Source organism: Mesorhizobium amorphae, from assembly GCF_014843845.1.
Taxonomy (GTDB): domain Bacteria; phylum Pseudomonadota; class Alphaproteobacteria; order Rhizobiales; family Rhizobiaceae; genus Mesorhizobium; species Mesorhizobium amorphae_A.
The window spans coordinates 1-22,304 of the sequence record NZ_JHQS01000120.1 but is presented as its reverse complement, the minus strand read 5'-3'; the positions used below and the strand labels follow the sequence as shown (position 1 = coordinate 22,304).

At 57.3% G+C, this 22,304-nt stretch carries 21 protein-coding genes and 2 pseudogenes; 9 read left to right on the top strand and 14 right to left on the bottom strand.

Going from position 1 to position 22,304, the window contains the following annotated elements; genetic code table 11:
- The 3 genes from DH08_RS30795 to DH08_RS37575 all read left to right on the top strand — a co-directional run.
- Positions 1-446: transposase (locus tag DH08_RS30795; RefSeq protein ID WP_246801105.1), on the top strand; the 446-nt coding region annotated here is incomplete at its 5' end.
- 169 nt (positions 447-615) lie between these two features.
- On the top strand, positions 616-1,044 hold the full coding sequence (locus DH08_RS30790) for a Ros/MucR family transcriptional regulator (protein ID WP_345892473.1): 429 nt from the start codon (positions 616-618) through the stop codon (positions 1,042-1,044).
- 322 nt (positions 1,045-1,366) lie between these two features.
- Positions 1,367-1,480 (top strand): hypothetical protein, encoded by a 114-nt coding sequence (locus DH08_RS37575; RefSeq protein ID WP_486867667.1) that lies wholly within the window; start codon positions 1,367-1,369, stop codon positions 1,478-1,480.
- Between the two features lie 298 nt (positions 1,481-1,778).
- Here DH08_RS37575 and DH08_RS30785 read toward each other — a convergent pair.
- Positions 1,779-1,898, bottom strand: a pseudogene (locus DH08_RS30785) (hypothetical protein); the annotation flags it as partial.
- Positions 1,899-2,586: 688 nt separating this feature from the next.
- Between DH08_RS30785 and DH08_RS30780 the strand changes: the two are divergent.
- Both DH08_RS30780 and DH08_RS30775 read left to right on the top strand, forming a co-directional pair.
- Positions 2,587-3,213: a Cap15 family cyclic dinucleotide receptor domain-containing protein gene (locus DH08_RS30780; protein ID WP_192182992.1), complete on the top strand. Its 627-nt coding sequence runs from the start codon at positions 2,587-2,589 to the stop codon at positions 3,211-3,213.
- A gap of 2 nt (positions 3,214-3,215) precedes the next feature.
- Positions 3,216-4,358 carry a nucleotidyltransferase-like protein gene (locus tag DH08_RS30775; protein ID WP_192182991.1) on the top strand — a complete coding sequence of 381 codons (1,143 nt, stop codon included), beginning with the start codon at positions 3,216-3,218 and terminating at the stop codon, positions 4,356-4,358.
- Positions 4,359-4,599: 241 nt separating this feature from the next.
- On the opposite strand, the gene DH08_RS30770 is transcribed toward DH08_RS30775, so the two are convergent.
- The 6 genes and pseudogenes from DH08_RS30770 to DH08_RS37540 form a co-directional block, all read right to left on the bottom strand.
- Complete coding sequence (locus DH08_RS30770) at positions 4,600-4,953, bottom strand: hypothetical protein (RefSeq protein WP_192182990.1); 354 nt, start codon at positions 4,951-4,953, stop codon at positions 4,600-4,602.
- Entirely contained in the window at positions 4,954-5,280 is a 327-nt protein-coding gene (locus DH08_RS30765) for a hypothetical protein (RefSeq protein ID WP_192182989.1), read from the bottom strand.
- Positions 5,264-5,641: a hypothetical protein gene (locus tag DH08_RS30760; protein ID WP_192182988.1), complete on the bottom strand. Its 378-nt coding sequence runs from the start codon at positions 5,639-5,641 to the stop codon at positions 5,264-5,266. The genes DH08_RS30765 and DH08_RS30760 overlap by 17 nt, the downstream gene beginning before the upstream one ends.
- A 796-nt stretch (positions 5,642-6,437) precedes the next feature.
- Complete coding sequence (locus DH08_RS36725) at positions 6,438-6,653, bottom strand: hypothetical protein (RefSeq protein ID WP_246801104.1); 216 nt, start codon at positions 6,651-6,653, stop codon at positions 6,438-6,440.
- Between the two features lie 650 nt (positions 6,654-7,303).
- Complete coding sequence (locus tag DH08_RS30755) at positions 7,304-7,867, bottom strand: NAD-dependent epimerase/dehydratase family protein (RefSeq protein WP_192182987.1); 564 nt, start codon at positions 7,865-7,867, stop codon at positions 7,304-7,306.
- Positions 7,816-8,098 (bottom strand): annotated as a pseudogene (locus DH08_RS37540) (hypothetical protein). Before DH08_RS37540 ends, DH08_RS30755 begins: the two are co-directional and overlap by 52 nt.
- Positions 8,099-8,458: 360 nt before the next feature.
- On the opposite strand from DH08_RS37540, the gene DH08_RS30750 reads away from it, so the two are divergent.
- Entirely contained in the window at positions 8,459-9,775 is a 1,317-nt protein-coding gene (locus DH08_RS30750; protein ID WP_192182996.1) for an aminotransferase class III-fold pyridoxal phosphate-dependent enzyme, read from the top strand.
- 287 nt (positions 9,776-10,062) lie between these two features.
- Here DH08_RS30750 and DH08_RS30745 read toward each other — a convergent pair whose 3' ends face one another.
- The 6 genes from DH08_RS30745 to DH08_RS30720 form a co-directional block, all read right to left on the bottom strand.
- Positions 10,063-10,605: a flavin reductase family protein gene (locus DH08_RS30745; protein ID WP_210328953.1), complete on the bottom strand. Its 543-nt coding sequence runs from the start codon at positions 10,603-10,605 to the stop codon at positions 10,063-10,065.
- A gap of 48 nt (positions 10,606-10,653) precedes the next feature.
- Positions 10,654-11,835 (bottom strand): acyl-CoA dehydrogenase family protein, encoded by a 1,182-nt coding sequence (locus tag DH08_RS30740; RefSeq protein ID WP_192182986.1) that lies wholly within the window; start codon positions 11,833-11,835, stop codon positions 10,654-10,656.
- A 153-nt stretch (positions 11,836-11,988) separates the two neighbouring features.
- Positions 11,989-12,873 (bottom strand): branched-chain amino acid ABC transporter permease, encoded by an 885-nt coding sequence (locus DH08_RS30735; protein WP_192182985.1) that lies wholly within the window; start codon positions 12,871-12,873, stop codon positions 11,989-11,991.
- A 9-nt stretch (positions 12,874-12,882) separates the two neighbouring features.
- On the bottom strand, positions 12,883-13,587 hold the full coding sequence (locus DH08_RS30730) for an ABC transporter ATP-binding protein (RefSeq protein WP_192182984.1): 705 nt from the start codon (positions 13,585-13,587) through the stop codon (positions 12,883-12,885).
- A gap of 16 nt (positions 13,588-13,603) precedes the next feature.
- Positions 13,604-14,767, bottom strand: a complete 1,164-nt coding sequence (locus tag DH08_RS30725) for an ABC transporter substrate-binding protein (protein ID WP_192182983.1) — start codon at positions 14,765-14,767, stop codon at positions 13,604-13,606.
- Positions 14,768-14,902: 135 nt separating this feature from the next.
- On the bottom strand, positions 14,903-16,768 hold the full coding sequence (locus DH08_RS30720) for a branched-chain amino acid ABC transporter ATP-binding protein/permease (protein ID WP_192182982.1): 1,866 nt from the start codon (positions 16,766-16,768) through the stop codon (positions 14,903-14,905).
- Positions 16,769-17,201: 433 nt separating this feature from the next.
- On the opposite strand from DH08_RS30720, the gene DH08_RS30715 reads away from it, so the two are divergent.
- Both DH08_RS30715 and DH08_RS30710 read left to right on the top strand, forming a co-directional pair.
- Positions 17,202-17,720 carry a hypothetical protein gene (locus DH08_RS30715; protein WP_192182981.1) on the top strand — a complete coding sequence of 173 codons (519 nt, stop codon included), beginning with the start codon at positions 17,202-17,204 and terminating at the stop codon, positions 17,718-17,720.
- A gap of 475 nt (positions 17,721-18,195) precedes the next feature.
- Entirely contained in the window at positions 18,196-19,110 is a 915-nt protein-coding gene (locus tag DH08_RS30710) for a MurR/RpiR family transcriptional regulator (RefSeq protein WP_192182980.1), read from the top strand.
- Between the two features lie 30 nt (positions 19,111-19,140).
- Here DH08_RS30710 and DH08_RS30705 read toward each other — a convergent pair whose 3' ends face one another.
- Positions 19,141-20,307, bottom strand: coding sequence for an NAD(P)/FAD-dependent oxidoreductase (locus tag DH08_RS30705; protein ID WP_192182979.1), 1,167 nt, complete (start codon positions 20,305-20,307; stop codon positions 19,141-19,143).
- Between the two features lie 597 nt (positions 20,308-20,904).
- Here DH08_RS30705 and DH08_RS30700 point away from each other — a divergent pair.
- Positions 20,905-22,026 carry an aminomethyl transferase family protein gene (locus DH08_RS30700; protein WP_192182978.1) on the top strand — a complete coding sequence of 374 codons (1,122 nt, stop codon included), beginning with the start codon at positions 20,905-20,907 and terminating at the stop codon, positions 22,024-22,026.
- The last annotated feature ends 278 nt before the right edge of the window (positions 22,027-22,304 follow it).

Sequence of the window (22,304 nt, the reverse complement as noted above, 5' to 3'; positions counted from 1 at the left end):
GCCTGCAGCGAAAAGCTGCGCGCACCGCTCTCCCGGTCGCCGCCGCTCCGTCATTCCGTAGGTGCTACGGCACCGAGTTCACCTCGAACGCGATCCTCGCCTGGTCGAAGGATCATCAGGTGGAATGGCACTTCATCGCGCCGGGCAAGCCGATGCAGAACGGCTTCTGCGAAAGCTTCAACGGGCGGATGCGGGACGAGTTGCTGAACGAAACCCTGTTCTTCGGCCTCGACCATGCCCGAACAACCATCGCCGAATGGGCAGACGACTACAACCGATCGCGCCCACATTCGGCGCTCGGATACATCACGCCTGCGGCCTATGCCGCCAATCTCACCGCAACGGACGATCGGCTGCGCAACCCCGACCAGCTCCGCCGATCACCCGTTGCTCAACCCGCGCCATACGGCATAAAACCCGCCGAGGCTCTAACTGCAGCCGGATGAAAATTCAGTGGCAGGTCAGGAAGGCTGGTGAAAAGCAGGGAGTATATTTATGACTGATGACAATACCGAAAAGACAAGCGTGGATGAGGTCAATACTCAACAGGCCAGCGTGGATGAAGACAATACTCATCAGGCCGGTGTGGATGAGGACAATACTCAACAGGCCGGCGTGGATGAGGATAATACTCAACAGGCCGGCGTGGATTTGTTGGCTCTTACGGCAGATATTGTCGCGGCCTACGTCCAGAAGAATGCGACCCCTGTTGCCGATCTTCCGGACTTGATCGCAAGTGTCAATTCTGCGTTGAGGGGGATTGTACAACCGCCTGCTCCATCAGAATCTGAGCTCGTTCCGGCGGTCAATCGCAAGCGGTCCGTGTTCCCCGACCATATCATCTGCTTAGAGGATGGAAAAAGATTCAAGTCTCTTAAACGGCATCTCCGAGGCCAATACGGCCTGACACCCGAGGGTTATAGAGCAAAATGGGGACTTGGCCCTGACTACCCGATGGTGGCGCCCAATTATGCCGCTCGCCGGTCCGTCATTGCGAAGTCCGCTGGTCTCGGCCGCAAGCCAGCCGACAAAACGCCGGGGTGAAAATCTAGCCTCCCCGCTTGCTCGCGACTTCTGGACTTTTTGCTTTGACAGACGCATCCTCCCTTAGGGGAGAGATGGCGATGGGGAATGCGGTTCAGCCATGGCGCAAACGGCGAACACCATGGTGGCGCACGCTTCTCAAAGCTCGCCTTGCAATCGTTCTTGCGCTGCTTGGGATCTCGTCAGCCGCCTATGTCGCGGCTGACAGCCGGCCGCGGCCCCAGCCGTTCACTCGTATGGTGCCTCGAGCGACGTCACGGTGCGCAAGGTTGGTTGCGACATCAAGGGGAACATCAACGAGCGCGGCGAGCATATTTATCACATGCCAGGCCAGGAATATTATTTGGCCACGCGGATAAACCCAGCGCGTGGGGAGCGATGGTTCTGCTCCGAATGGCAAGCATGGTGGGCCGGTTGGCGAAAGGCTAAGGTATGAAGAAGCCTGGAACATCCTTTACCGCGGGGGAAATCGCGGCCTAGTTGGAGCGCCGTCGCAACGCTCAGAGCCAGACCGAACATGATCGGGCGCGGGTAGCCCAACGTCTCCGTGAGTCCCGGAATGATATGCAGTGTATTCATTGCGGGCTGGGATTTTGGAGCGTTGAATCCTCCGCCGCTGACGTCGGACTAGCGACGAATGCCTTCATAGGGACTAACGCCCTGGGAAGCTCGGTGCGACGCAAATAAACACGTCCTCTTTCCGGCCTGGACGGCTCGGCTGCCGCCCGTGAACGCTACGGATGCAGCCGCGAAATCGTGCTGTTGCTGACATTGTAGCTATGGGCGACCTCACCCCTCGCCTCCCCGGCCGCCAGCCGCGCCAACGCCTCTCGCCGCTGTTGCTGTGAGAGCTTGGGCTTGCGGCCGAACTTGAAGCCCTGGCCTAAATCATTCGGAAGCTTTGGGCGACCTAGTTCTTGGCCCTTACGATGCTTGCCGTTACGTCAATTTTTGACGCATCGCCGTCTTGATTTCAAACAATTCGCTTCCCACTTTTGCCTGGACCGCCAGCGCCTGGAATATATCCGGCCGCTGCGACAATTTACGCCAACGCCCCCGACGCGATTGCTGTTGACAGACTGAAAATATTCGGTATTTTTAGTGTTGGCACGCCGGATCGGTATTTACATCTAATTTCAAATATGCCTAAACAAATGGCAGGTGACGTCTCCGTCACCTGCCATCGTTGGATTGTGAACTGCGGTCTGTGTGGTGCCGTAGGACGCCTTCAGACCGCTAGTCCGAACCCTCAGCAGGTCGGTATCTAGTGCCAGATGGTACTATTGGCAACCACCTGGACATCCTCCCATGTCTAATGACGACCTCTACAAGCCTGGTGAAAAGGCCCCCACGTCGGGGCAGTACGAGATCACCGGGCCCCGCGGTGGCGGTACGGGTATTGAACGTACCGTGACCAAGGGCGAGCCTCTGCCCCCTCCCTTGGAGTCGGGTCAGAAGTACCGGCTGACCGACCCTACGAAGACTAGGTAAGGTCTGGGGCGGCGGCTCCGGCCGTCGCCCTCCAGTCACTTGAGGGCCTCCATGCTTGAACATGAATATACCGTGCTCGGCGGCGTGAACCGTGCGCGCATTGGGCATTACCTAGGCGTCATCTCGAGCATTGTCTCTGCGGGAGTCGTTTTTGTTTTCCTGTGGGCGGTCGATCTCGCCAAAACATTCGGCGTCTCCCCCAACGTGCCGCCATCGGTGCTTTCGTTGCTCGGCGCCGGCACCGTTTTCATCGTACTCTATTGGATCCTTGACCGTTTTGCCTGGCGGTGGGGCCTGCTCTCCAAGGTCCTCAAAGTTCCCAATCTTTCGGGCGATTGGGATTGCGATGGTCAGACACTCAATCCCGATGGCACGCCCGGCTTCCAATGGAAAGCTAAGATAACGATCGTCCAGAGTTGGGACCGAATCCGCGTCCGCCTGAAGACTGCGCAGTCCGGATCGAACAGCACCAGCGCAGCGCTCATTTATGACGAGGCCGACGGCTACCGGCTCTTCTATGGCTACAAGAACGATCCGAACATTGGCGAGACCGAGCTGAAGAGTCACCGCGGCTCAGCGGAGATTACGTTCGCCAAGGATCTACGGTCCGGGAAGGGCGAATATTTCAACGGATATGGCCGCTATACGTTCGGCCAGATGAACCTCACGAGGCTTTAATCATGGCCACTGATATCAACAAACGCCTTGCCCAATTGAAGACGCGCCGACGCGGGACCGACCGGCTGGGTCGCCTGAGTGAGGCTGCCCAGTCAGCCATTGTCACTAAAAGCTTCGGCGACGAGAAATGGCAGACCAGAGCGGCGAGCCAGCCGTATACTCGGTATGCGCTTGGCGCCATGGAAGAGGTCGGACCCGAATACACCAGGATCAGCATCGAAACAGCAGAGCGTGTCGGAAAGCAGCTGGACGAGAAGCTTCACACTGCCGGTTGGAGTGTAGAATTCCGGCTCCAAGGCTCTGTCCCCCTGAACGTCCACATCAGGGGCGTCAGCGACGTCGATCTGCTGAATCTCGAACTCGACTTTTTCTCGTATTATGTGGCAGGCCTCAAAGCGCGGTCTGGTCATTACACATCTCCAAGCCAAGACACGTCCGTTGGCCGTTTGATGCGTCTGCGCAAAGAGGCCGAAAAGATCCTTATTGCCGCCTACCCAGACGCCGACGTTGACGTCTCCGGCGGCAAAGCCATCGCGATCTCTGGCGGCTCGCTTGCGCGGCCAGTCGACGTCGTACCGTCGCACTGGGTCGACACAATTGACTACCAGTCGTCAAACCTCGAGCGCGATCGAGGCGTGAAGATTCTGAACAAGAAAGTCCCCGAGACGATCGACAACCTGCCATTTTTGCATATCGGCCGCGTGCACGACCGGGATCAAAATGAGGCCCATGGCGGTCTGAAGAAGGCTATCCGTTTGTGCAAGAATGTCAAAAATGACGCCATCGAAGATGGCAAGACGGTCGACCTTCCGAGCTTCGACATAGCGGCAATTATGTACCACGCGGACCAAGCTGTGTTGCGCACAGGCGTGTTTTACGAACTCGCGGTGCTTGCCGAAACGCAGCGGTTTTTGGACAGATTGTGGCAGGACAAAACCTTTGCTCGAACGCTGTCTGTGCCAGATGGGTCGCGCCGCATTTTTGACAGCGAGAGCAAGTTCGGCGGGCTTCTTACGCTTTCGTCGGAAATGGATGAACTTGCCCGCCAGGTCGCGCGCGAACAAAGCCTCGCTCTGCGTTATCAGGAATCAATCCCGTTGGAAGACAGCCGAAAAGCAATCTCGAGCGTCTTCGTGCCGAGCTAGACGGCGTTTTGGCTACTCATTCAAGGTAGACTGACCACTGCGCCAGTTACAAACACTTTTAGGCGTTCCGTGAGGCCGAGGCGCTTCCTGGGCGGGCGGGGAGCGCGAGGGGCGGGCCAGGGGCGCCCTCGCCTGGCCTCGGCCGGTTCGACACCGGCCTAAGGACATTCCGGACGCAAAAAACCCGGGGCATCGCTGCCCCGGGCTGAGTATCTGGCCTTTATTCGGCGGCGATCGCCATCTAATCAGGACTTTCGCCATCGGGCCTGACCGGCATCCGCAGCGCTGCTGGGAGCCAGCCCTTGCCGTCCAGTTCCTTCTCGGCCTGTAAGACGCCTTCGGGTTTGGGGCCGCGTTCGACCGCTTTCGCAGCATCTTCCGCGCACCCGGCCTCACGCATCACGCCAGCGATGTCAGCTTTCGACAGCCGCGAGAGGAACGCCGCTTCCGGTGTCCACCACAGGCCCATATCCAGCCCGACCGCCTCTGCCATCAGGTCGGCTTGGGCTATGCGCTCCTTGCCGGTTTCGTGGCGGGCCCAGCCATGGCCACAGGTCGGCGGGGTTTCCGGGCAAGCGGTGGCTCCAGCCTTCAATCACCTCGTTCCAGCCGGACAAAGCACGGCAGGCATCCGGCTCCTTGATGGAGGGCGCAAGGTTCCGGCGCTGGCGGTGACCTCCACCGCTGGCTCAATACGGCCATGGTAGTCGTAAAAGACTCGGCTCACCAGCGCATGCACGATGCCAACCAGCGCCACATCGGGACGGTTTGAGAGCTCGACGCGCAGCGCTGCCGTGCGAATGGCCGTCAACTCCTCGGTCAGGGCTGCCGATATGCCAACGGCTTCCTCGTCGGGGCTTTCCTTCTCCCCGGCTTCGCTGGCTTCGTCGCCTTCGTTCTGGCCCTCATCTTTCGCTACCACTCTGCAAGGCGGCAAGCGCCTTGCGATCTTCGGTCTTCACCAGTCCCGGTGTGACCTGCAACGCGCCGAGGTGAGAGATACCCACGACACATCCCGCCAGCGCCATCTCACCTGCATCAAAGGCTTTCGCCGCGTTCTTGATGGACTCGATGCGGCTTTCCAGCGCCTGCAACTTGGCCTCGTGGGCCTCGATTTGCGGGTCGCCTTCGGCGTTCACATCAACAGCCTCGGCCAGTTTGTCGTACTCCAAGCCGAGCGCCGCCAGTTCGGCTTGTTCGGCTTCGGTCGGGTCGCGCCGCACCGCATAGATGCGTCCGAACCCGTTACTGTGAATGAAGGTGTTGTCGAGGCTGATTTCCACCCATTTCCACCCCGGTCACAGCCTCAAGCCCGTCGCTGGCAAGCTTCACCAGCAAGGGTCGGTCGGTCAGGAACGTCAGGCCGTCCTCTGCACGGTGCGACCTTCCTCCAGCAGCAAACGCAACGCCCCCAGACGCCGCCCTCCGGCGACGACCTCAAACTTTGGTCCCTTCGGGGACGTTGGCCTTGCTCGGCACCAGCTTGCCGAGCGGGATGGCCCCTCGCTCCCCGCTGCTCGCCGCGAGGCAGGGGTTCAGGCGACCTGAACCCGTAGGGGAAAGGGTAGTCCTGAAACGACAACCAAAGCAGCAAGTCCATGAATACCGCTGAAATCAACCGCCGCGTCAATTCCGAGGCGGGCAGGGCCGAATTGGCCGCCAGCATCGAGGCCCACGGCCTCATCCATAACCTTGTGACCCGCAAGGCGGCAAGCCTCGCAGGCGGAGGGGTATCCCCGGTCTGCACGGAGCGCAGCGGAGGAAGATGGGGGAGACCGCCGGCGACGGCTTCCTGGGAGAGAGGGCCGCGCGCCTCTTTCCCCCTCACCGAGGAAACGTGCCGCCAGGCACATCCATATCGGCGCAGCCATGCCGCGAGGGCGGCCGCTACAAAGAAGGGCGTACAAGGCGGAAGCACCGAAATGCCCGCCAGCGGGACTAAGCCATTTCGGTGCTGGAGAAAGTTCGTGGCCCTGAGACCGGTTCAACAGGGCGGCCGTAGGAGCATCAGCATAGCGCCGCCGACAGGCGGGATGCGGGACCGACAGCCCCCGGCGAAGGGCGCCGATTCGAGCCTGTTTAGTGAGTTCTCCGGCCCTCGTCCGTCGATGACTCGGGTTCTATGTACCTACCAATCGAGCGAAGGTAGGCAACGATCTCCGGTCGCAGGTGATCACGATCGCCAAACTCTTCTTCGATTCTTTTTACCTTGCGCCAGGGTGCCTTCCCGTCAAGGTCGCTTAGCAAATAGAAAAGGTGCCCGATAGCGCATATATCGCAGCCGGCCTCGATCATCTTGTCGACGAATGCCGGAATTTCGCTCGCCCACTGATCATCCTCTCGTTGGTGATCGGGATGGAAATTGCGCCGACACCCAATGGTGCTTGGGATGCGCTGACTTCGCTACCTGTGTACTTGCACAGGTTGTAGGGTCTCAGGCCTGCCGAAGGCGCCGGATCGAGCGCTTCCTGCGCATTTGTTCATTGTTTGGCACTCCGGGCACTCAACCGTCTTGCTAGGACAGCCCACCTGCTCCGTTCCAGCAAGGCAGTATTGACCGCCGGAACGCTCCCATTGCGCGCACTGAAAGACGATGCCGGCGCCAAGGCAGCTAAGGTCGAGAACCTCTTCGCCAAACCCAAGGTCTGGCACGGAGCCGCGTAAGAATGGTCGTCTCGATCTCTGTGCCGAGAACCTTACTCTTCAGATATTGGACGTCTTGTTTTTCAAATGTCCGACGGAATCCATCGAGTAGATTATAACGCGGACGCCATTCAAAGCTCTTCATTAGAAACTTGACATGGACGCAGCAGGGATAATCGCGAAACGGGAATTACTGACGCGGCATGTAATCACCAGCTTGATCTTTGGCGAGAATACCGGGATCAGCGAAACCGGCAGCACTTGCTACTAGGCTGACCCAATCCCCCAAACTCACGCGCTCGTCACTTGCGATTGAATACCTGCGCGCCAATCGCTTCGGAAGCCGCAGCGTGGACCATGATGTCGGCAAGATCCCCGGCATGGAGAAACTGGATCAGTGTCTCGCCATTTCCAGGGAGTACGACCGGCCGCCGCTGTAGGCAGCGCGCCCATATGAAAGATTCGCGGTCGTTGTCATTGCCTGGCCCATACAAATAAGGCGGCCGGAAAATTGTAACCGGGAGCTGTTCTGCCTTCTCAATGAGAAATGCGTCAGCGGCGGCCTTTTCAACCCCATAATCCGCCCATATTTCGGCTCCGCCGATAGGATCGCCCTCCGCAGGGCATCTACCTGGTGTCTCTTTGTAGACGGCCGCGCTGCTAAGATGAATCCAGCGCTCGGTCATACCGGAAAAGGCAGCCCATGCGGTTCTTGTGCTTTCGGCATTATAGGAAGACGTATCGATAACGACGTCAAAACCGGTCACCTGTTGTGCGAGCTGCAAGAGTTGGTCAGCATTGGTACGGTCCGCGGTTAATTGCTCCGCGCCTCCAAAAGGGCGGAGTCTCCGTTGATCGAGGCGCATCTCAGTTGTCCGCTCTTATCCATCACGATTATCGCTGTGCCGGTTTCGCCATATCCAATCGCAGCCATCCGCTGAACGCAGATATCGCCGTCGGACACGTACGTCGAATAGGACCGATCCTGCGGTTTTCTCCGCGGCGTCAGCCACGCGATCACCGAACGGTTGATGCACGCCCTCGCGGTCGCCGAGTGACTGCTCAAACAACGCCAGTTCAACATGCTCCGCCACCATGACTGCCATGGTGCGCGCCGGCTGGCGCAATCGGCAATAGGCCAGGGCTGACTATCCGCACTCCGCAGCCTTTCGGTGCTACGTCGCAGCTGCGCTCTTGGTCGGCGCAACCTTCGTTTGTGCGCCTAATGTCCATGGCGCCGATGCCCCTCCCACGCCGACGGTACCCAATGTCAAATTTTTTTCTATTTGCAGGAATGGTAAAACTCTGAAAATAATTTGGCAGGGGTCGCGCGCCTGATGAACGGCCATTTCGGCCAGCAATGGAGCCGAATGGACCGCTTTACCCTATGGCGAGCAAGAAGGTCGAATAGCCGAAACAGCCCGGTGCTCACCGCTGCCGATATGAAAGGAAGACCAGTGACCGATCTTTATCGACGTGAAAGCAAATCAGTTTCGAACATGGCCCAACTTCGTTTCTTTCCTCAAGCGATCATTGGAGGGAAAGGATCATATTTGCGAGGTGATGATGGTCGCCAGCTTCTTGATTTTTCGGCCTCTTGGGGAGCTGCCAGCCTAGGGCATGGTCATCCTTCGGTTCGCGAGGCCATTACGCGGGCGTTTTCGGATCAAGCTGGTGCAAGCTACCTGTCTTCCGCAAACGAACCTAGCGTGCTTCTTGCAGAGAAGCTTTTATCATTGGTTCCACCACGCAGCCGCGGCCGAGTTTGGCTGGGGCACTCTGGGTCTGATGCTAATGAAACAGTAGCTCGAATGGTCGTCGCAGCCACCGGACGCCAGCGAATATTGGCCTTCAAGGGCGCATACCACGGCGGGACCAGCGGTTCCATGGCTGTTTCGGGTCATCCGGCGCTCAAAGGTGTGGAGAAATTCGGCGGCCTGATCTTGGTGCCTTATCCGAACAGTTACGCGAAAGGTGACCCGGCAGTTGCCAGTGCTGCGGCACTGGCGCATCTCGAGGAGGCATTTTCGGGGGACGTTCGTCCGGAAGAAGTCGCTGCCTTCTTTATCGAACCGATACAGGGTGACGGAGGATTGCTCGTGCCGCCTGTTGGGTTCTTTGCCGAGATCGAACGGTTTTGCCGTCGGCACGGAATTCTTCTGGTGTGTGATGAAGTGAAGTTTGGCTTAGCTCGATCCGGACTTCTGCACGCCTTCGAACATTCAGGGATTGAGCCAGACATTGTGGTTTTTGGTAAAGGCCTTGGCGGAGGCTTGCCGATATCTGCCGTCGTCGGACCCGAGCCCATTATGAATCATTCCCCTACCTTCTCCTACCAAACGCTACACGGCAACCCGATCTGCGCGTCGGCGGCATTGGCGGTACTTGAGACGATCGAAAAGGATGAGTTGGTACGAAATTCGGCAGAGGTCGGCTCTTACATGTTGGCCTCACTTTCGAAGCGAAGCAGAGGCTGGGAGTTGGTTGGCGATGTCCGAGGGAAAGGACTTGCTATTGGGATTGAGCTTGTGGGTGATCGCGTCAGTCGCGCACCAGCGAAAATCCAGACCGCTCTCACTGTTTATAGAGCGTTTCAGCTAGGACTCGTAATGTATTATGTCGGTTCGAATTCGAACGTCCTGGAGCTTACCCCGCCGCTCACATTGAGTACAAGTGAAGCCGACGAAGGCATTGCTATTATTGGTCAAGCGCTCCAAGATGTCGCCGCTGGTAAGGTTTCGACCGACTTGATCTCATCCTTTGCCGGCTGGTGATAGTCACCGAGTTGGCCCGTTTCCGGCTTTTGCGCGAACGTATGCAAAATGGATCCGCGAGCCTCGCAGCCATCGGCAGAATCAGCTCGGCACAGCTCGAGATGGAGTACTTCGCAGAAAGGGAAGGGTGGCCAAGCTGAAGGCGGAGCGTGATGGCGTGATCATTGGGGCTGAGATCTCAAGGATCGTCGAAGAGTAACCAGATTTCGCGGGTCCGACTCCTCATGCGATCCGGATGCGCCAGGCGTTGTTCCCTATAACCAGAACACGCCTTCCCCTTTCTGAACCTAGAAAATCATTTCATCCAAGATCATTTGTACGTCGGCTGGTCGACGAACCAGTTCAACGAATTCCATCGGCTTGTGGTATCGGCGACCTTGCCAAAGGAGCGAATTGTGGGAATCGCCCTCCCCAAGCTGCACGTCGGTGACGACGCCGATCAAGATACTGTGCGAAAAACCGTCATAGGTATGGCTAAGTTTGCAATCAAGCGCCATCGGAGCGCCAATCAGGAGGGGTGCGCCGGTTTTGCCCGCGACCCAATATTTCTTCTCGAACCGATCTGGACCTTTTTGAGATTGAAATCGACGCGCCACATTGGACAACGCAGGAGATAGCAGATTTACGGCGAAGATGCCTCGCCGTAAAATCGTGTCGTGTGAACTGGCCGACTTGTTGATGCAAACCAGAACAGACGGCGGATCGAAGGATAAACTACAAACCGCAGTGGCGATGAGACCGCTGGGAAGGCCATCTTCTTCAGTCGTAATGATATTGACGGCCCCGGCGAAACGGCCCATCGCCTCCCGAAAGGCATCGTTCCTATCCAAGTCTGTCCTCCGTAGCTCTGACTTATCTGAACTGATCGCAGACTGATTTCAGAAGCCTGCGCTCACCTGGTCAAGCTTCAGCAGCGCCCGGGCGTATATCTCGCGCCCAATGTCGCCATTGATGTAGGCATGTCGCGTGCAGGTCTCTATATCGCGCCAGATCCGCTGGACCGGATTACTGAGCATAAAAACCGATGCTCCGCCTATGTTCAGCAGCAGGTCAACGGCCTCCCGCACGCGTTTTTGCGCAACCGCCGCGTCAAGTCGGACGCGAGCTCGCTCGAGATCGGTCATGGTCGTACCATCGCTGACAGAGCGATCGATATCGCTGGCCGCGCGCATGGTATGCAGCCGCGCGGAGTCGATAAGCCCACGAGCATCTGCCAGGTTTAGCTGGTAGCTTGGGGACTGCCTCGCATCTGTATACAGGGATGTCACAATGGGCTTGCCGCGCTCGAGGTTCTCCAACGTGTAATCGAAAGCTGCTTCTGCCATCCCGACGGCCGCAGAACATATGCCCAATGGAAGCGCGGTTATGAGCGGTGCCCGATAGAGCGGTTCGTCGGAATGGTCCGAGCGACTGAAACCGGAAATCATTTCGCTGATGAGCATCGTCCGGTGTTCCGGCACGAAGATATCTTTGCCCACAAAGGTATTGCTCCCGGTCCCTGCCATCCCGGCAACATGCCATGTGTCTTCGATCTTCAGCTCGGACGTCGGCACCAGTGCAAGCCGTACGTCGGTCAAAGCACCGCTGGTATCCAGGACAGGGGAGCCCACGAAGCTCCACTGCGCTTCGAAACACCCGGATGCCCAGGGCCATTTGCCTGTCAACATCCAGCCACCCTCAACCGCAGCGGCCTTACCGGTGGGGGCCCATTGGCCGATGACAACCGCGCGGGGATCCGAGCCAAAGACATCGGCGCGCGTCTTGTCAGGCATGAGCCCCATCAAAGATGCGCTGCTATTGGCGACCATGGCGAGCCAACCAGCCGCACTGTCGCCGCGGGCCAGTTCCTCACAAATCTCGCAGTAAGTCTGGATATCAATCTCGTGACCACCGCAACGGCGCGGCACCAACCCCTGCAGAAAGCCGCCGCTTCGCACCGCCGCAGCACTCTCCTGCGCAAGCCGTCTGTTTGTTGCCGAATCCTCGGCATTTGCACGCAAAAGCGGCCGGAGTGCCCGTGCATTACGCACCAGCTCGGCGCTAGTCAGTGTCAAATCCATCACTGTTCTCCTCCCTTTATTTACTACACGTGGCAGCACATTGATAATGTTGCTCAACGGGCTGAAGCCTATAGGGGCGTCAATGCTTGCTCGTTTGCCGTCGGTACTTGTTACATCCGGGCTGATTCCTCGCCGCCACCAAAGGGTTCGTAATCACGAGCGAACACCGCGTACGGCTGGCAGCAGGCCATCCGGCTTGACCAGCAACAAAAGGACTACCGCCAGAAGGACAATCGCATCCCGGTATGGCGCGGTACCTATGGTGAGGAACGGTTCTGAACCGACCTCCAACGCCCCGAGCACAAATCCGCCTAGCACGGCTCCACGCAAAGAACCCAGTCCACCGATGATCGCAGCGATGAAGGCCTTCAGGACCGGAGTAAAGCCCATGAGCGGATCTACCGAGCCACGCTGCGAAATCCACAATATCGCGGCAATCCCGGCAAGAAGACCCGATATCGCGAAGGACGTCGCAATGACTGTGTTTGCGCGCAAACCAAGCAAGCTGACCATGACGAAGTCTTCGGAGGCGGCGCGCATCGCAACGCCCAAAGTCGTTTTGCGCAGGAAAATGTCGAGCCCGATTAGAGCGAGTGCCGTCAGGACGATGGATGTCAGCGGAACCATGCCGATTTGAAAGCCTCCGAAAGTAAGCGTTCCTGACATCCATTCCGGCAGGGCGACCGCTCTACCGCGAGCAGAAACTCCGTTTTGAAAAAGAACCTTGCAAATGGTGCTTACGCCAAAGCTGGTAATCATGAGCGTCGTCACGGATGCGGACCGCATGGGACGGAACGCAATTCGATCCATCAATACTGCAGAGAGCGCCGCCCCCAGACAGGCCACCAGAAGAACCACAGGCAGCGGCAAGCCAAACGAAAGCGACAGGACGATGAGGTAGCCTGCAATCGTCATTAGTTCGCCATGGGCGAAATTTATGAGCCCCACGATCGAAAAGACGATCGCCAGCCCCAGGGCCAGGAGAGCGTATATTCCACCCAGGCTAAGAATATTAACCAGGTACTGGACGAATTCCATAACGGCCTCCTAGATTGCCAAATATGCCTGCCGCACAAGGTCAGAGCTGGCGAGTTCAGATGCCGTACCACTCAGAGCAATACGGCCGTTGGCGACCACGTACCCCCGATCGGCCACCGACAGAGCCAACTCGACATTTTGTTCAACAAGCAGAATGGTAAGCCCTTCCTTCCGCAGGTCATCGATCAGCTCATAGACCTTGTCTATCGTCTGAGGTGCGAGACCCAACGAAGGTTCGTCGAGCAAGAGCAGGTCGGGCTGGCTCATTAAAGATCGCGCGATCGCCAGCATCTGCTGTTCACCGCCCGACAGGCTCCCTGCCTTTTGATCGATGCGGTCGGCAAGGATGGGAAAGCGGGAGAGCATGCTATCGCGGCGAGCCCGCAGCTCATCACCTTTCGAGAACGCCGCTCCCCCTAAATGCAGGTTTTCGCCTACTGTAAGATGGGCGAAAACGCGGCGACCCTCAGGCGTCAGTGCTATTCCCTTTCGGCTGATCACGTCCGCGGGCAGGCCGGTGATTGGCTGACCTTCGAGCAAGACCTGGCCCTCGGCAGGTGGGATGGACCCGGCGATGCCGGCAAGAATCGAACTCTTGCCGGCGCCATTAGCGCCAATGAGCGTGACAAGTTCTCCATTTCCAACGTTTAGATCGACGCCATGGACAGCCTGGACGGCCCCGTAGCGTATTTTCATTCCCTCGACACGGAGCATTGGCGTTCCTACCAGCTTAAGGATTGGGGATTTCCTCCTTCGTCGGCCGATATAGCTTCAAAAAGGTCGGCTTCCCCCCTTCGATGCGGATAATAGCAACGTCCCGCAGCGCAACACGCTCAGTTCCAGCATACGTCACTTTGCCGAGAACGGTCTGCACATCCTCCAGGCTAGCCAATGCATCTCTGATTTTCGCCGGCTCGAGCGATCCTGCTTTGCGAGCTGCGGCGTCGAGCAATTGTGCCCATTCGTATCCCGCAGCCTCGTATGAGGTTTCGGCGTCATGACCGGTCTCCTCCTTGAAGCGCTTATTGAACGCTTCCATCCCGCTGCCCGGGGTTGGAAACCCCGCTGAGGACTGCACAACGCCATCGACCACCGATCCGAGCCCATATACCGTCGGAGTGCCGATGGCATCCGATTCGATGACCGGAATCTTAACACCAGCACCGCGTAATTGTTTGATGAAGGCTGGGAAGTCCGGCTCATACGCAGTCGTCATGATGACGTCAGGCTGCGGTGCTAATCCCTTGATCTGAGAAACCACGGCAGAAAAATCTGGCTGGCCCATCGAGTAGGACGCTTCACCGACAACGCTGCCACCCTTTTTCTTAAACGCCTCGCCAAAATAATCCGGGAATTTGGACGTGTAGGCGGAGTCGGGCGACTTCAGAAGAAATGCCGTCTTATAACCAGTCTCTGTAGCGTAGCTCGCCAAGGCGGCCGACTGGACCGTGTCGGACGGGTAGGAAATGAACATATAGTCACCGACAGCAGGTGTGAGGCTGGGCGAGCCCGCCAGGTTGAGCATTGGAATGCCCGCGGCCTGCCCGATCTGGCCCGCTGCGATTGAAGGATCCGCATCGCCCGGGGTAATCAGAAACTGAACCCCGTCATCGATCAACTTCTGGGCTGCGTTGACGGTAGCTGCGGTGTCCGAGCGGGTGTCGATGACTTCGAGGGTGACTGTCGCCATGCCCCCTATACCGCCCTTGGCATTCAAATCCTTGATGCCCAACTTGAAGCCGGCCAGACCAGGTTGATCGTAAGGTGCCAGGGCTCCAGTCTGGGCCATTGCAGCACCGATCTTGTATTCAGCCGCCGACAAGTATCCCACGGTTGACGAGAGCGCGATCGCGGCAACGCCAGCGAGCGCAGTTGCATATCTTAGCTTGTTCATTTTTTGAGTTCCCATGTGAGGTTTGAGCAATGCTTCGTTTTTCCGAAGTCTTATCTAGTTGTTCTGGCTGCAACTCCTTCTTCCTTTTGTAACCATTCAATATCCATCAGACCGAGTAAGTCAGAGATACGATCTCTAGGACGCGCTGGCCCCGATGACCTGCGCCACAGAGCCTGGTGCGAGCTGAGCTTTTTTCTCGCCCATCCTTTTGCTTCCGAGATAGGCGGAGATCACGGCAGGATCGGTTCTGACGGCGTCAGCCGTGCCGACGGCGATGCGCTGTCCCCTGTCGATAACGACGATGGTGTCACTCAGTGACATGATAAGGTGCAGGTCGTGCTCAACCACGAGAATGCCGACGCCTGTGTCCTTACGCAGTGCGGCCAACCTGCCCATCAGCTCTTTGGTCTCCGCCGGATTCATCCCCGCCGCAGGTTCGTCTAGAAGGAGAAACCGGGGACCTGTCGCAAGCGCGCGGGCGATTTCTACGAGACGCCTTTGGCCGTACGGAAGGCTGCCGGCAAGCCGGTCCCCTAACGTTTCCAGGCCAAAACGCGCCAGGGCGTCATTCGTGCGCCACACAGCTAGAGCCGTGTCGGCCGCACATGCCTCGGCGGCAACAAGAACATTCTCCCGAACGGTCATGTCAGCAAACACACGAAGGTTTTGGAACGTCCGCGCCAAACCTGCGCGGGCAATTAGGTGAGGCTGCCTATTTTCGATCAAGTCCGAGCCAAGCGCCACATGACCTGCACTGGGTCGCAGCTGGCCAGTCAACAGATTGATCAAGGTGCTCTTCCCAGCGCCATTCGGACCGATCAACCCGGTGATAAGCCCGGCTTCCGCTTTGAAGGACACCCCGTCGACGGCCCGCACACCGCCGAAATGACGAGACAGTTGATTTGCCTCCAGGGCGTGTGCACCCTTTGGTGCCTGAACATCTTGCGTTCCAGGAACGGGCTTGCTAGCGCGGCCCTTCGAAGGGTCCCATGCCTTTGCAAGCTCGAGTTCCCGGCCACCAACAAGACCAGTGGGCCTGAAAAAAAGAACGAGGATCATCGCCAGGGAGGCACCAACGAGGGGCAGTCCGTACAAGGCCGGGACAGAGTATCCGAGAAAATTTCCCCCACCCTCTAGCGCCCTGAGCAGCTCCGTGACTGCTGTGATTACGATCACGCCTACCAGTGCGCCCGAAACAGAACCGAGCCCTCCGACGATCAGCATCGAAATCAGCAGAAAACACGACTCGAAATAGAAATCCTTGGGGCCGAAGGCACCTAAGAACTGCGCCAACAGCGCCCCGGCAATCGACAGTATCGTTCCACTCAACAGCCATGCCTTAAGGCGCGCCTGGCGCACGTCCACGCCCACTGCCGCCGCGGCTACTTCATCCTCTCGCGTGGCTCGGACGGCGCGGCCAGTCCTTGTATCCCTAAAAGTTCGGGCAACCACGATCGACAGCGCCGCTACGCATAGAGCAACCACAAGCGTGGTATTGCGGGGCACTCCGTAGAATGTCTGGCTTCCGCGCGTGATGTCCTTTGTCGCCACCAGAACCGTGTAGACGATAATCTGCAGTGCCAGAGTGGCGATGGACGCGGCCGAACCCGACAACCGCCGGATAACGAGGCCGCTCACCCCCGCTAAAATCAGTCCGGCGAGGGCCGCCACCACCAACGACGACCAGACTGAAAGACCATAGCCCGCCATCCAGGCTGGGAGGTGAGGAAGTGCTGTCCGTTGAACAACAGGGCTCATGGTGAGGATGCCAGCAGTATAGGCACCCACCCCCATGAAGGCCGCAGGACCGAATGACACGATACCTGTGTTGCCGGAAAAAACCTGCAAGCCAACACAGGCAGTGACTACGATCGACATCGATGTAGCTATGCGGGTTCCATTCGCACCAAACAAAACACCGGCCAAGATCCCTACCGCCACCAGGATTACGGCCAGAGCCAGCGAATCCATCGTCACAGCCTTGATGCGGGAATTGACCATTCCGTCTGCTCCTCTGCGGAATTGCGACTATTGGACAGCTCAACCTTCATGTCAATATCATTACATCATTCTGTCATATGAAAAATTGTGCAGAAGGGGCTACAGCCGTCTGGTTGCGGTCCTAGATGGCTAATCGCTACCCCAGGGGCTGGAGAATTTGATATCCCGGGGCAAACGCAGCCGAGCTGAGCAATAGCCATCCGGCGTGCGCTGACAGACAACGCTGTCTGCCGGTCCCTCATCCCGACATTGGCGAACCGTCTACTTTTCTCGTATCAGAGCTTACCTCTGAAGAGATATTGACACGCCCCTAGCCCGCGGCTACCCTTGATTAGGCACTGAGTATAATGCCGGTTGGACCCCTCCGCCCACAATTTGCATTTCGGAATGAGCCTTCAGCAATCGGCTAGTTCCACCACGCCTCTCATCATTCATGAACGACAAAGGTATTCCGATGCGGTCTTCTGTTCCAACTTACGAAAATCGCGTGCTCAGCGCTTATGAGGGGGAAATCTTGGGGGAAGAATTTTTTGGCGTTCTTGCCCAGAAGGCTGACAGCGATCAATCGCGTGTGAAGTTGCGCAATTTGGCCACCATTGAGCGGCTCGTTGCAGAGGCGCTTTTGCCAGTTATTACGCGTTACAAACTTCAACCAAATAGCAGAGTATTGCTTGCCGAGAAGGGACGCGACGAATCTGTTGAGTACGCAGAGCTTGCCTGGACCGAGTTTGCGGTAAAGCTCAAGAGGCTATTGGAGCCATTCGTTCGTGAATTTGAGACTCTGCTTGTAGAGGCGCCGGTTGAAGACCAACCCTATATCCAGCTACTCCTTGACCACGAAATCGCGCTTTTCGCGTTCGCCCAGGCGGAGGGTGAAGAGTCAAGCGATGGTCAGATTCATCTGGACAACTTTCTACAACGGCATAAAGCGCTATTGCGCAACGCAAGCTAAGAAAACCTACTTCAGACCAGATCCTGAACCGCAACGAGTTCGCCGGGGCAGCGGCTTGGTCTGAGCCACGCCGCCTTAATCGGTTCTCCCTGGAATTGGGCAGTCGCGTGTCTCGTCTCGGCTGGCCGCGGTTGCAAACGGTAGGCAAGTTTCAAATTAGCCGAACCGTTTGATCTGGGACCAGGATCCTGTGGAACGAACCAGGGCCATCGCGTCGCATCTCGTACATCGCCCGGCGGCGCCGCTCGATGACTCACCCCAGCAGACAAACGGACCCGGTCGGCTTGGTGATGACCTGGCGAGCGGCGCGACCCGGCAAGTTGGCTCAACGCAGCGGCCGAAAACTAAGCGTAGCCGCGCGCGGGCGCCCGCTTTGGTGGCTTGCCATCGTGCATTATTCGCACAGTCCGCCGACATGTTTTCACAATGAGAACTTTTGTAATATTCTCTTCAGCAATGTCAGTTGGAGGACACGATGAACGTTAGAGACATGCTGCTGCACGGGGCCATTTCGTTGACACCATCAGAGGAGCGGATCGTTCAGGTGCTCCTGACCGACTATCCTGCAGCCGGGCTGGGCACTGCTACGAGCCTTGCAAAACGCGCCGGCGTCAGTGACCCTACCGTGGTTCGCCTTGCCATGAAGCTTGGTTTCGAAGGGTTCCCTGCCCTCCAACGGCGACTGCTTGCAGATGTTGAAGCAAGATTGCATTCGCCCTTGCTTATGATGGAAGCCAAACGACCTGACATGGGGACGGATAGCGAACAAGGAGCTGCGATCGCCTACATGCATTCGGTGGCCAGCAACCTCAACAAAGCGCTGACTTCGACCCCGCTGGCGTCATATCAACGGGCCGCCCGCCTGGTGATGGATACAAAGGGCAAGGTCGTCCTGCTCGGCGGGCGCTACAGCCGTTTTATCGCCGGCATGCTGGCAGCCTATTTGTTGCAATTTCGGCCAGACATCATGCATATCGACGCCCTGTCGGCGCAAAAGACGGACGTGCTAGTCGACTTGGGCAAGCGCGATCTCTTGATCGTGTTTGACTATCGCCGTTATCAACTGGACGTTGTTGCGTTCGCTCAATTGGCTGCGGCCCGCCGCGTTCGCATTCTTCTGTTCACGGACCCTTGGTTATCGCCCATTTCCGAGTTTTCGGAACTAACGCTGACCTGCCCAATTGAGGTTAATTCGCCCTACGATACGATGGCGTCATCCGTGGCGCAGATCGAAGCAGTTATCGCTCAGATCCTTGCTTCCATGGAGAAGCCGACGCGCGAACGTATCGAGGAATTGGAGGAGATCCGCCTCCAGGCGAGTGCATCACTGGATAACGCGCATCTTCTCGAAGATGAAAAGCCCGCGCTGGCATCCATGACGAGCAAGTAGCCTGCCATGGATGCAAACGCGTTGAGGACGTTACGAGAAGCGATGCAGCGAGAACTTCCTGAGTAGTTCCTGCCGTTCACCCAACGCCCATTTAGCAACGACTTCGCCAATGGCAGGCCCCAGCTTGAAGCCATGCCCGCTCGAGCCGGTGATCACGAAAGTTCCTTTTGCACCGGGAATCTCGTCGACGATAGGAAGGTGGTCCGGGCTCATATCGTACTGACAGGCATAGCCAGGACGGATGCCCAATTCGGCAATCTCAGGAGAACGGGACATGATATGTTCAATTGCCCAGACCGATTCCTCCTGCGTGATCGTTCGGTCCAATTGGCCCGCGACATCGAGGCGATAGTTCATGCGAGAGTGTGCTTCTTTAAGCTCATCGTTCTCGACGCCTGTGCCACCCCCACCCCAGGTCCCGACCAAAATTGTATTTTCGCCTTCCGGCCGAGCATAACAGTTAGTGGTTTCATCGACCCAGCAATGCGGAAGTAACTTCCTTGCGGCACCAGGCGCATCCATCACCGCCATGAAGTGACGTTCGATAAACGTCGGCAGGTCAACTCCAAGCTTGGCCACGAGTGCTTTAGACCAGACACCAGTCGCAAGAATTACGCGACCGGTAGAGATGACGGTTCCATCACTTAGCGTCGCTCCAGTCGTGTTTCCATTTGTCACTTGAATATCGGTTACCGAGCGGCCGCCCATAAACTTAACGCCATTCGCGCGAGCGCGATTGACCAATTCGTTAGTTGCGCCGTAAGGGTCGCAGTGTCCCGATTCGTCTTCCCATGCGGCAAAAGTGATCCCCTCCATATTGAAATGGGGGAGAATTGCTTGCGCCTGTTCTCCGGTCAGCCCCTCGATTCGGCTTCCTTCATCGTCGCGGATCCGCTTAACAATCTCGCGATTTACGGGTTCATGCTGAGGGCCGCAAACCCACAGGCAGCCAGACTGATGAAAAGCGCCTGGGAGGTCCTTTAGGATCTCAATCCCGCGTTTTGCGAGCAAAGATAACTCGCGATCACCATAGAACGCGTGGCACACGGCGGACGACGAGCCGGTCGGTCCGGAAGCCGGATGGTCGGACTCGACCTGGATAACGTTCAAATTTTGGTTCGACAGATAATAGGCCGCCCCCGCACCCGCAATTCCCGCTCCCGCAACGAGTACGTCACAGCTGTATCTTTCGCTCATTTGATGCTCCTGTTACAAGAAAAAGCCCAACCGGCTATCCTTATCGATGCAGCTACTTCCGGTACGGCGAGTGGTGGAGGGCCAGGACGACGATTGCCACCGGCTCGCGATCAACTTCCTCCGAGCACGCCCCCTGCACAAGGATCGCCCTCCCGCCCTTGGCCAAGCAGTCCGCTTATAGGCTGACTGAGCAGCGAAATTAATGTGGAATTTTTTTCCTGTCTACAGCTAATTGCTGTCTTTGAAGAAATTCTTTCAGTCTGCGGCGCTCAACCTTCTCGGCCACCTTCGACCTTCCGGCACGCTCAACAAACCAAGCCTCACCCGATCTATCGGAACCTGAGACCATGGTTGAATCCAGCGCCAAGCCGGAATCAATTTTTCATCACGCCAAATGAGCGCATCATTGACAAATAATTTTCAGCAACTCATGCTTTGGGAGATAGCATGTTCGTTGCACGCGGAATGGACGCCCGGATCGAGGACATGCTGCCAGCGTACGAAGCACCGAGATCAAGTGGGGGTCCGTTCTGGAAACGGTGCCAATGTCGCCTATCGGCCGACAAAGATAGCCAATTGTAAAGTTTGGAGGATAACATGGAAAAAAGAACGGCATATCATTCAATATACGAGAAGCTCGGGGCCCCCATGATTGACTTTGGAGGCTGGAAGGTCGCTTCACATATAACTTCTTCGAACGACGAATATATGATGATCCGAAACAGTGTCGGCTTTGCTGAGTATGACTTCCAGAGCTGTTTTGGGGTGTGCGGACCAGAAGCGTTTCAATTCATGCAGGAAATTATCGTAAACGACTTGAGAAAGATCACCCCCGGCGGTACTATCTACTCAAGCATCTTGGACGACAAGGCCAGCCTAATCGACGATGTTATCGTTTTTTGGATCAGCGAAGATCGGTTTATCATACACGGTGGGATTACTCGCGACGCCTCGCGCAAGTGGATCATGGAAAAGTCCGATGGTCGACAGGTCTGGGTGACGGAATTGTCTAACACGTTCCTTTCCATACAGGGTCCAAAGTCGGTTCATGTACTGCAACAAGCCGTGGACATTGCAGATCTTGAGCACAACCGATTAGTGCAGGTTGATTTCGAGGGCGTTCCAACCACGATTGCACGGGTGGGTTTTTCCGGTGAACTGGGTTACGAGGTCCATTTCGGGCCTGAGTATGCTCACGGCATGTGGGAAAAATTCACTGCCTATTGCGCGAAGTACGGTGGTGGCCCCACCGGACTGATGGCCGCCTTCCCGATCGCGGTTGATAAAGGCTTTCTGTTCGGCGCCGACTTTTATGCAGGTGGTTCCCCTCTTGAATATGGTCTTGGATGGTCCGTAGCTTTTGACAAGGGCTTCTTCCATGGCAGAGATGAGATGTTGCGCCGCAAGCAGGCAGGGCTCCGGACCAAACTCGTAGGAATTGAGGCCGACGTAACGGAGCCTCAGATAGCGGGAGGTTTGAAACTGACCGGCGGCTCCAAGAAGAACGCAGGTGAAACGACGATCGGCTGGGTCAGCCCACTGCTCGATCGCAATATTGGACGAGCATGGGTCAATAGCGAATTCGCCGAGCCTGGCACGGAGTTGGAGGTTCAATCCAACGGCGGTCCCAAAAAGGTGAAAGTCACCGCCGGCTACCGATTCTTCGATCCCAAAGGCGAGCGCGTCAGGGGAAATCCCCGCGAGATGCTCAACGTCTGATCGAGCACAGATAGGCAGCTCGCATCCGTCCGAGCGTGGGGCCAGGCAAAGCAACGATGCTTGCCGGCCCCAGTGGCGCCCTAGCCCTGTGGGCCTCTCGCGAGAATCGCACCCTGCGGCACTCCTACCGTAATCGGCATCCATAGCCAGCTTCGGAAAGGTCCATCCCGAGATCGAGGTCGAGTCATTCGACCAGGGTCTTCGGTCGACTGTAAGCGGTGTCGCGTGACCCTTGAAGGCGGGGCGTCCGATGAGGGCCGAGCCGTCATTCAGTAAAG

What these genes read in the sequence shown, in the direction of transcription:
- DH08_RS30730 (WP_192182984.1), bottom strand. Translation starts at nt 13,587, where the DNA reads ATGCTCCGTGTCGAGGGAATGAAAATACGCTACGGGGCCGTCCAGGCT.
- DH08_RS30720 (WP_192182982.1), bottom strand. Translation starts at nt 16,768, where the DNA reads ATGGTCAATTCCCGCATCAAGGCTGTGACGATGGATTCGCTGGCTCTG.
- DH08_RS30740 (WP_192182986.1), bottom strand. Translation starts at nt 11,835, where the DNA reads ATGGATTTGACACTGACTAGCGCCGAGCTGGTGCGTAATGCACGGGCA.
- DH08_RS36725 (WP_246801104.1), bottom strand. Translation starts at nt 6,653, where the DNA reads ATGATCGAGGCCGGCTGCGATATATGCGCTATCGGGCACCTTTTCTAT.
- DH08_RS30700 (WP_192182978.1), top strand. Translation starts at nt 20,905, where the DNA reads ATGGAAAAAAGAACGGCATATCATTCAATATACGAGAAGCTCGGGGCC.
- DH08_RS30735 (WP_192182985.1), bottom strand. Translation starts at nt 12,873, where the DNA reads ATGGAATTCGTCCAGTACCTGGTTAATATTCTTAGCCTGGGTGGAATA.
- DH08_RS30710 (WP_192182980.1), top strand. Translation starts at nt 18,196, where the DNA reads ATGAACGTTAGAGACATGCTGCTGCACGGGGCCATTTCGTTGACACCA.
- DH08_RS37575 (WP_486867667.1), top strand. Translation starts at nt 1,367, where the DNA reads ATGCCAGGCCAGGAATATTATTTGGCCACGCGGATAAACCCAGCGCGT.
- DH08_RS30725 (WP_192182983.1), bottom strand. Translation starts at nt 14,767, where the DNA reads ATGAACAAGCTAAGATATGCAACTGCGCTCGCTGGCGTTGCCGCGATC.
- DH08_RS30705 (WP_192182979.1), bottom strand. Translation starts at nt 20,307, where the DNA reads ATGAGCGAAAGATACAGCTGTGACGTACTCGTTGCGGGAGCGGGAATT.
- DH08_RS30775 (WP_192182991.1), top strand. Translation starts at nt 3,216, where the DNA reads ATGGCCACTGATATCAACAAACGCCTTGCCCAATTGAAGACGCGCCGA.
- DH08_RS30780 (WP_192182992.1), top strand. Translation starts at nt 2,587, where the DNA reads ATGCTTGAACATGAATATACCGTGCTCGGCGGCGTGAACCGTGCGCGC.
- DH08_RS30715 (WP_192182981.1), top strand. Translation starts at nt 17,202, where the DNA reads ATGAACGACAAAGGTATTCCGATGCGGTCTTCTGTTCCAACTTACGAA.
- DH08_RS30755 (WP_192182987.1), bottom strand. Translation starts at nt 7,867, where the DNA reads ATGCGCCTCGATCAACGGAGACTCCGCCCTTTTGGAGGCGCGGAGCAA.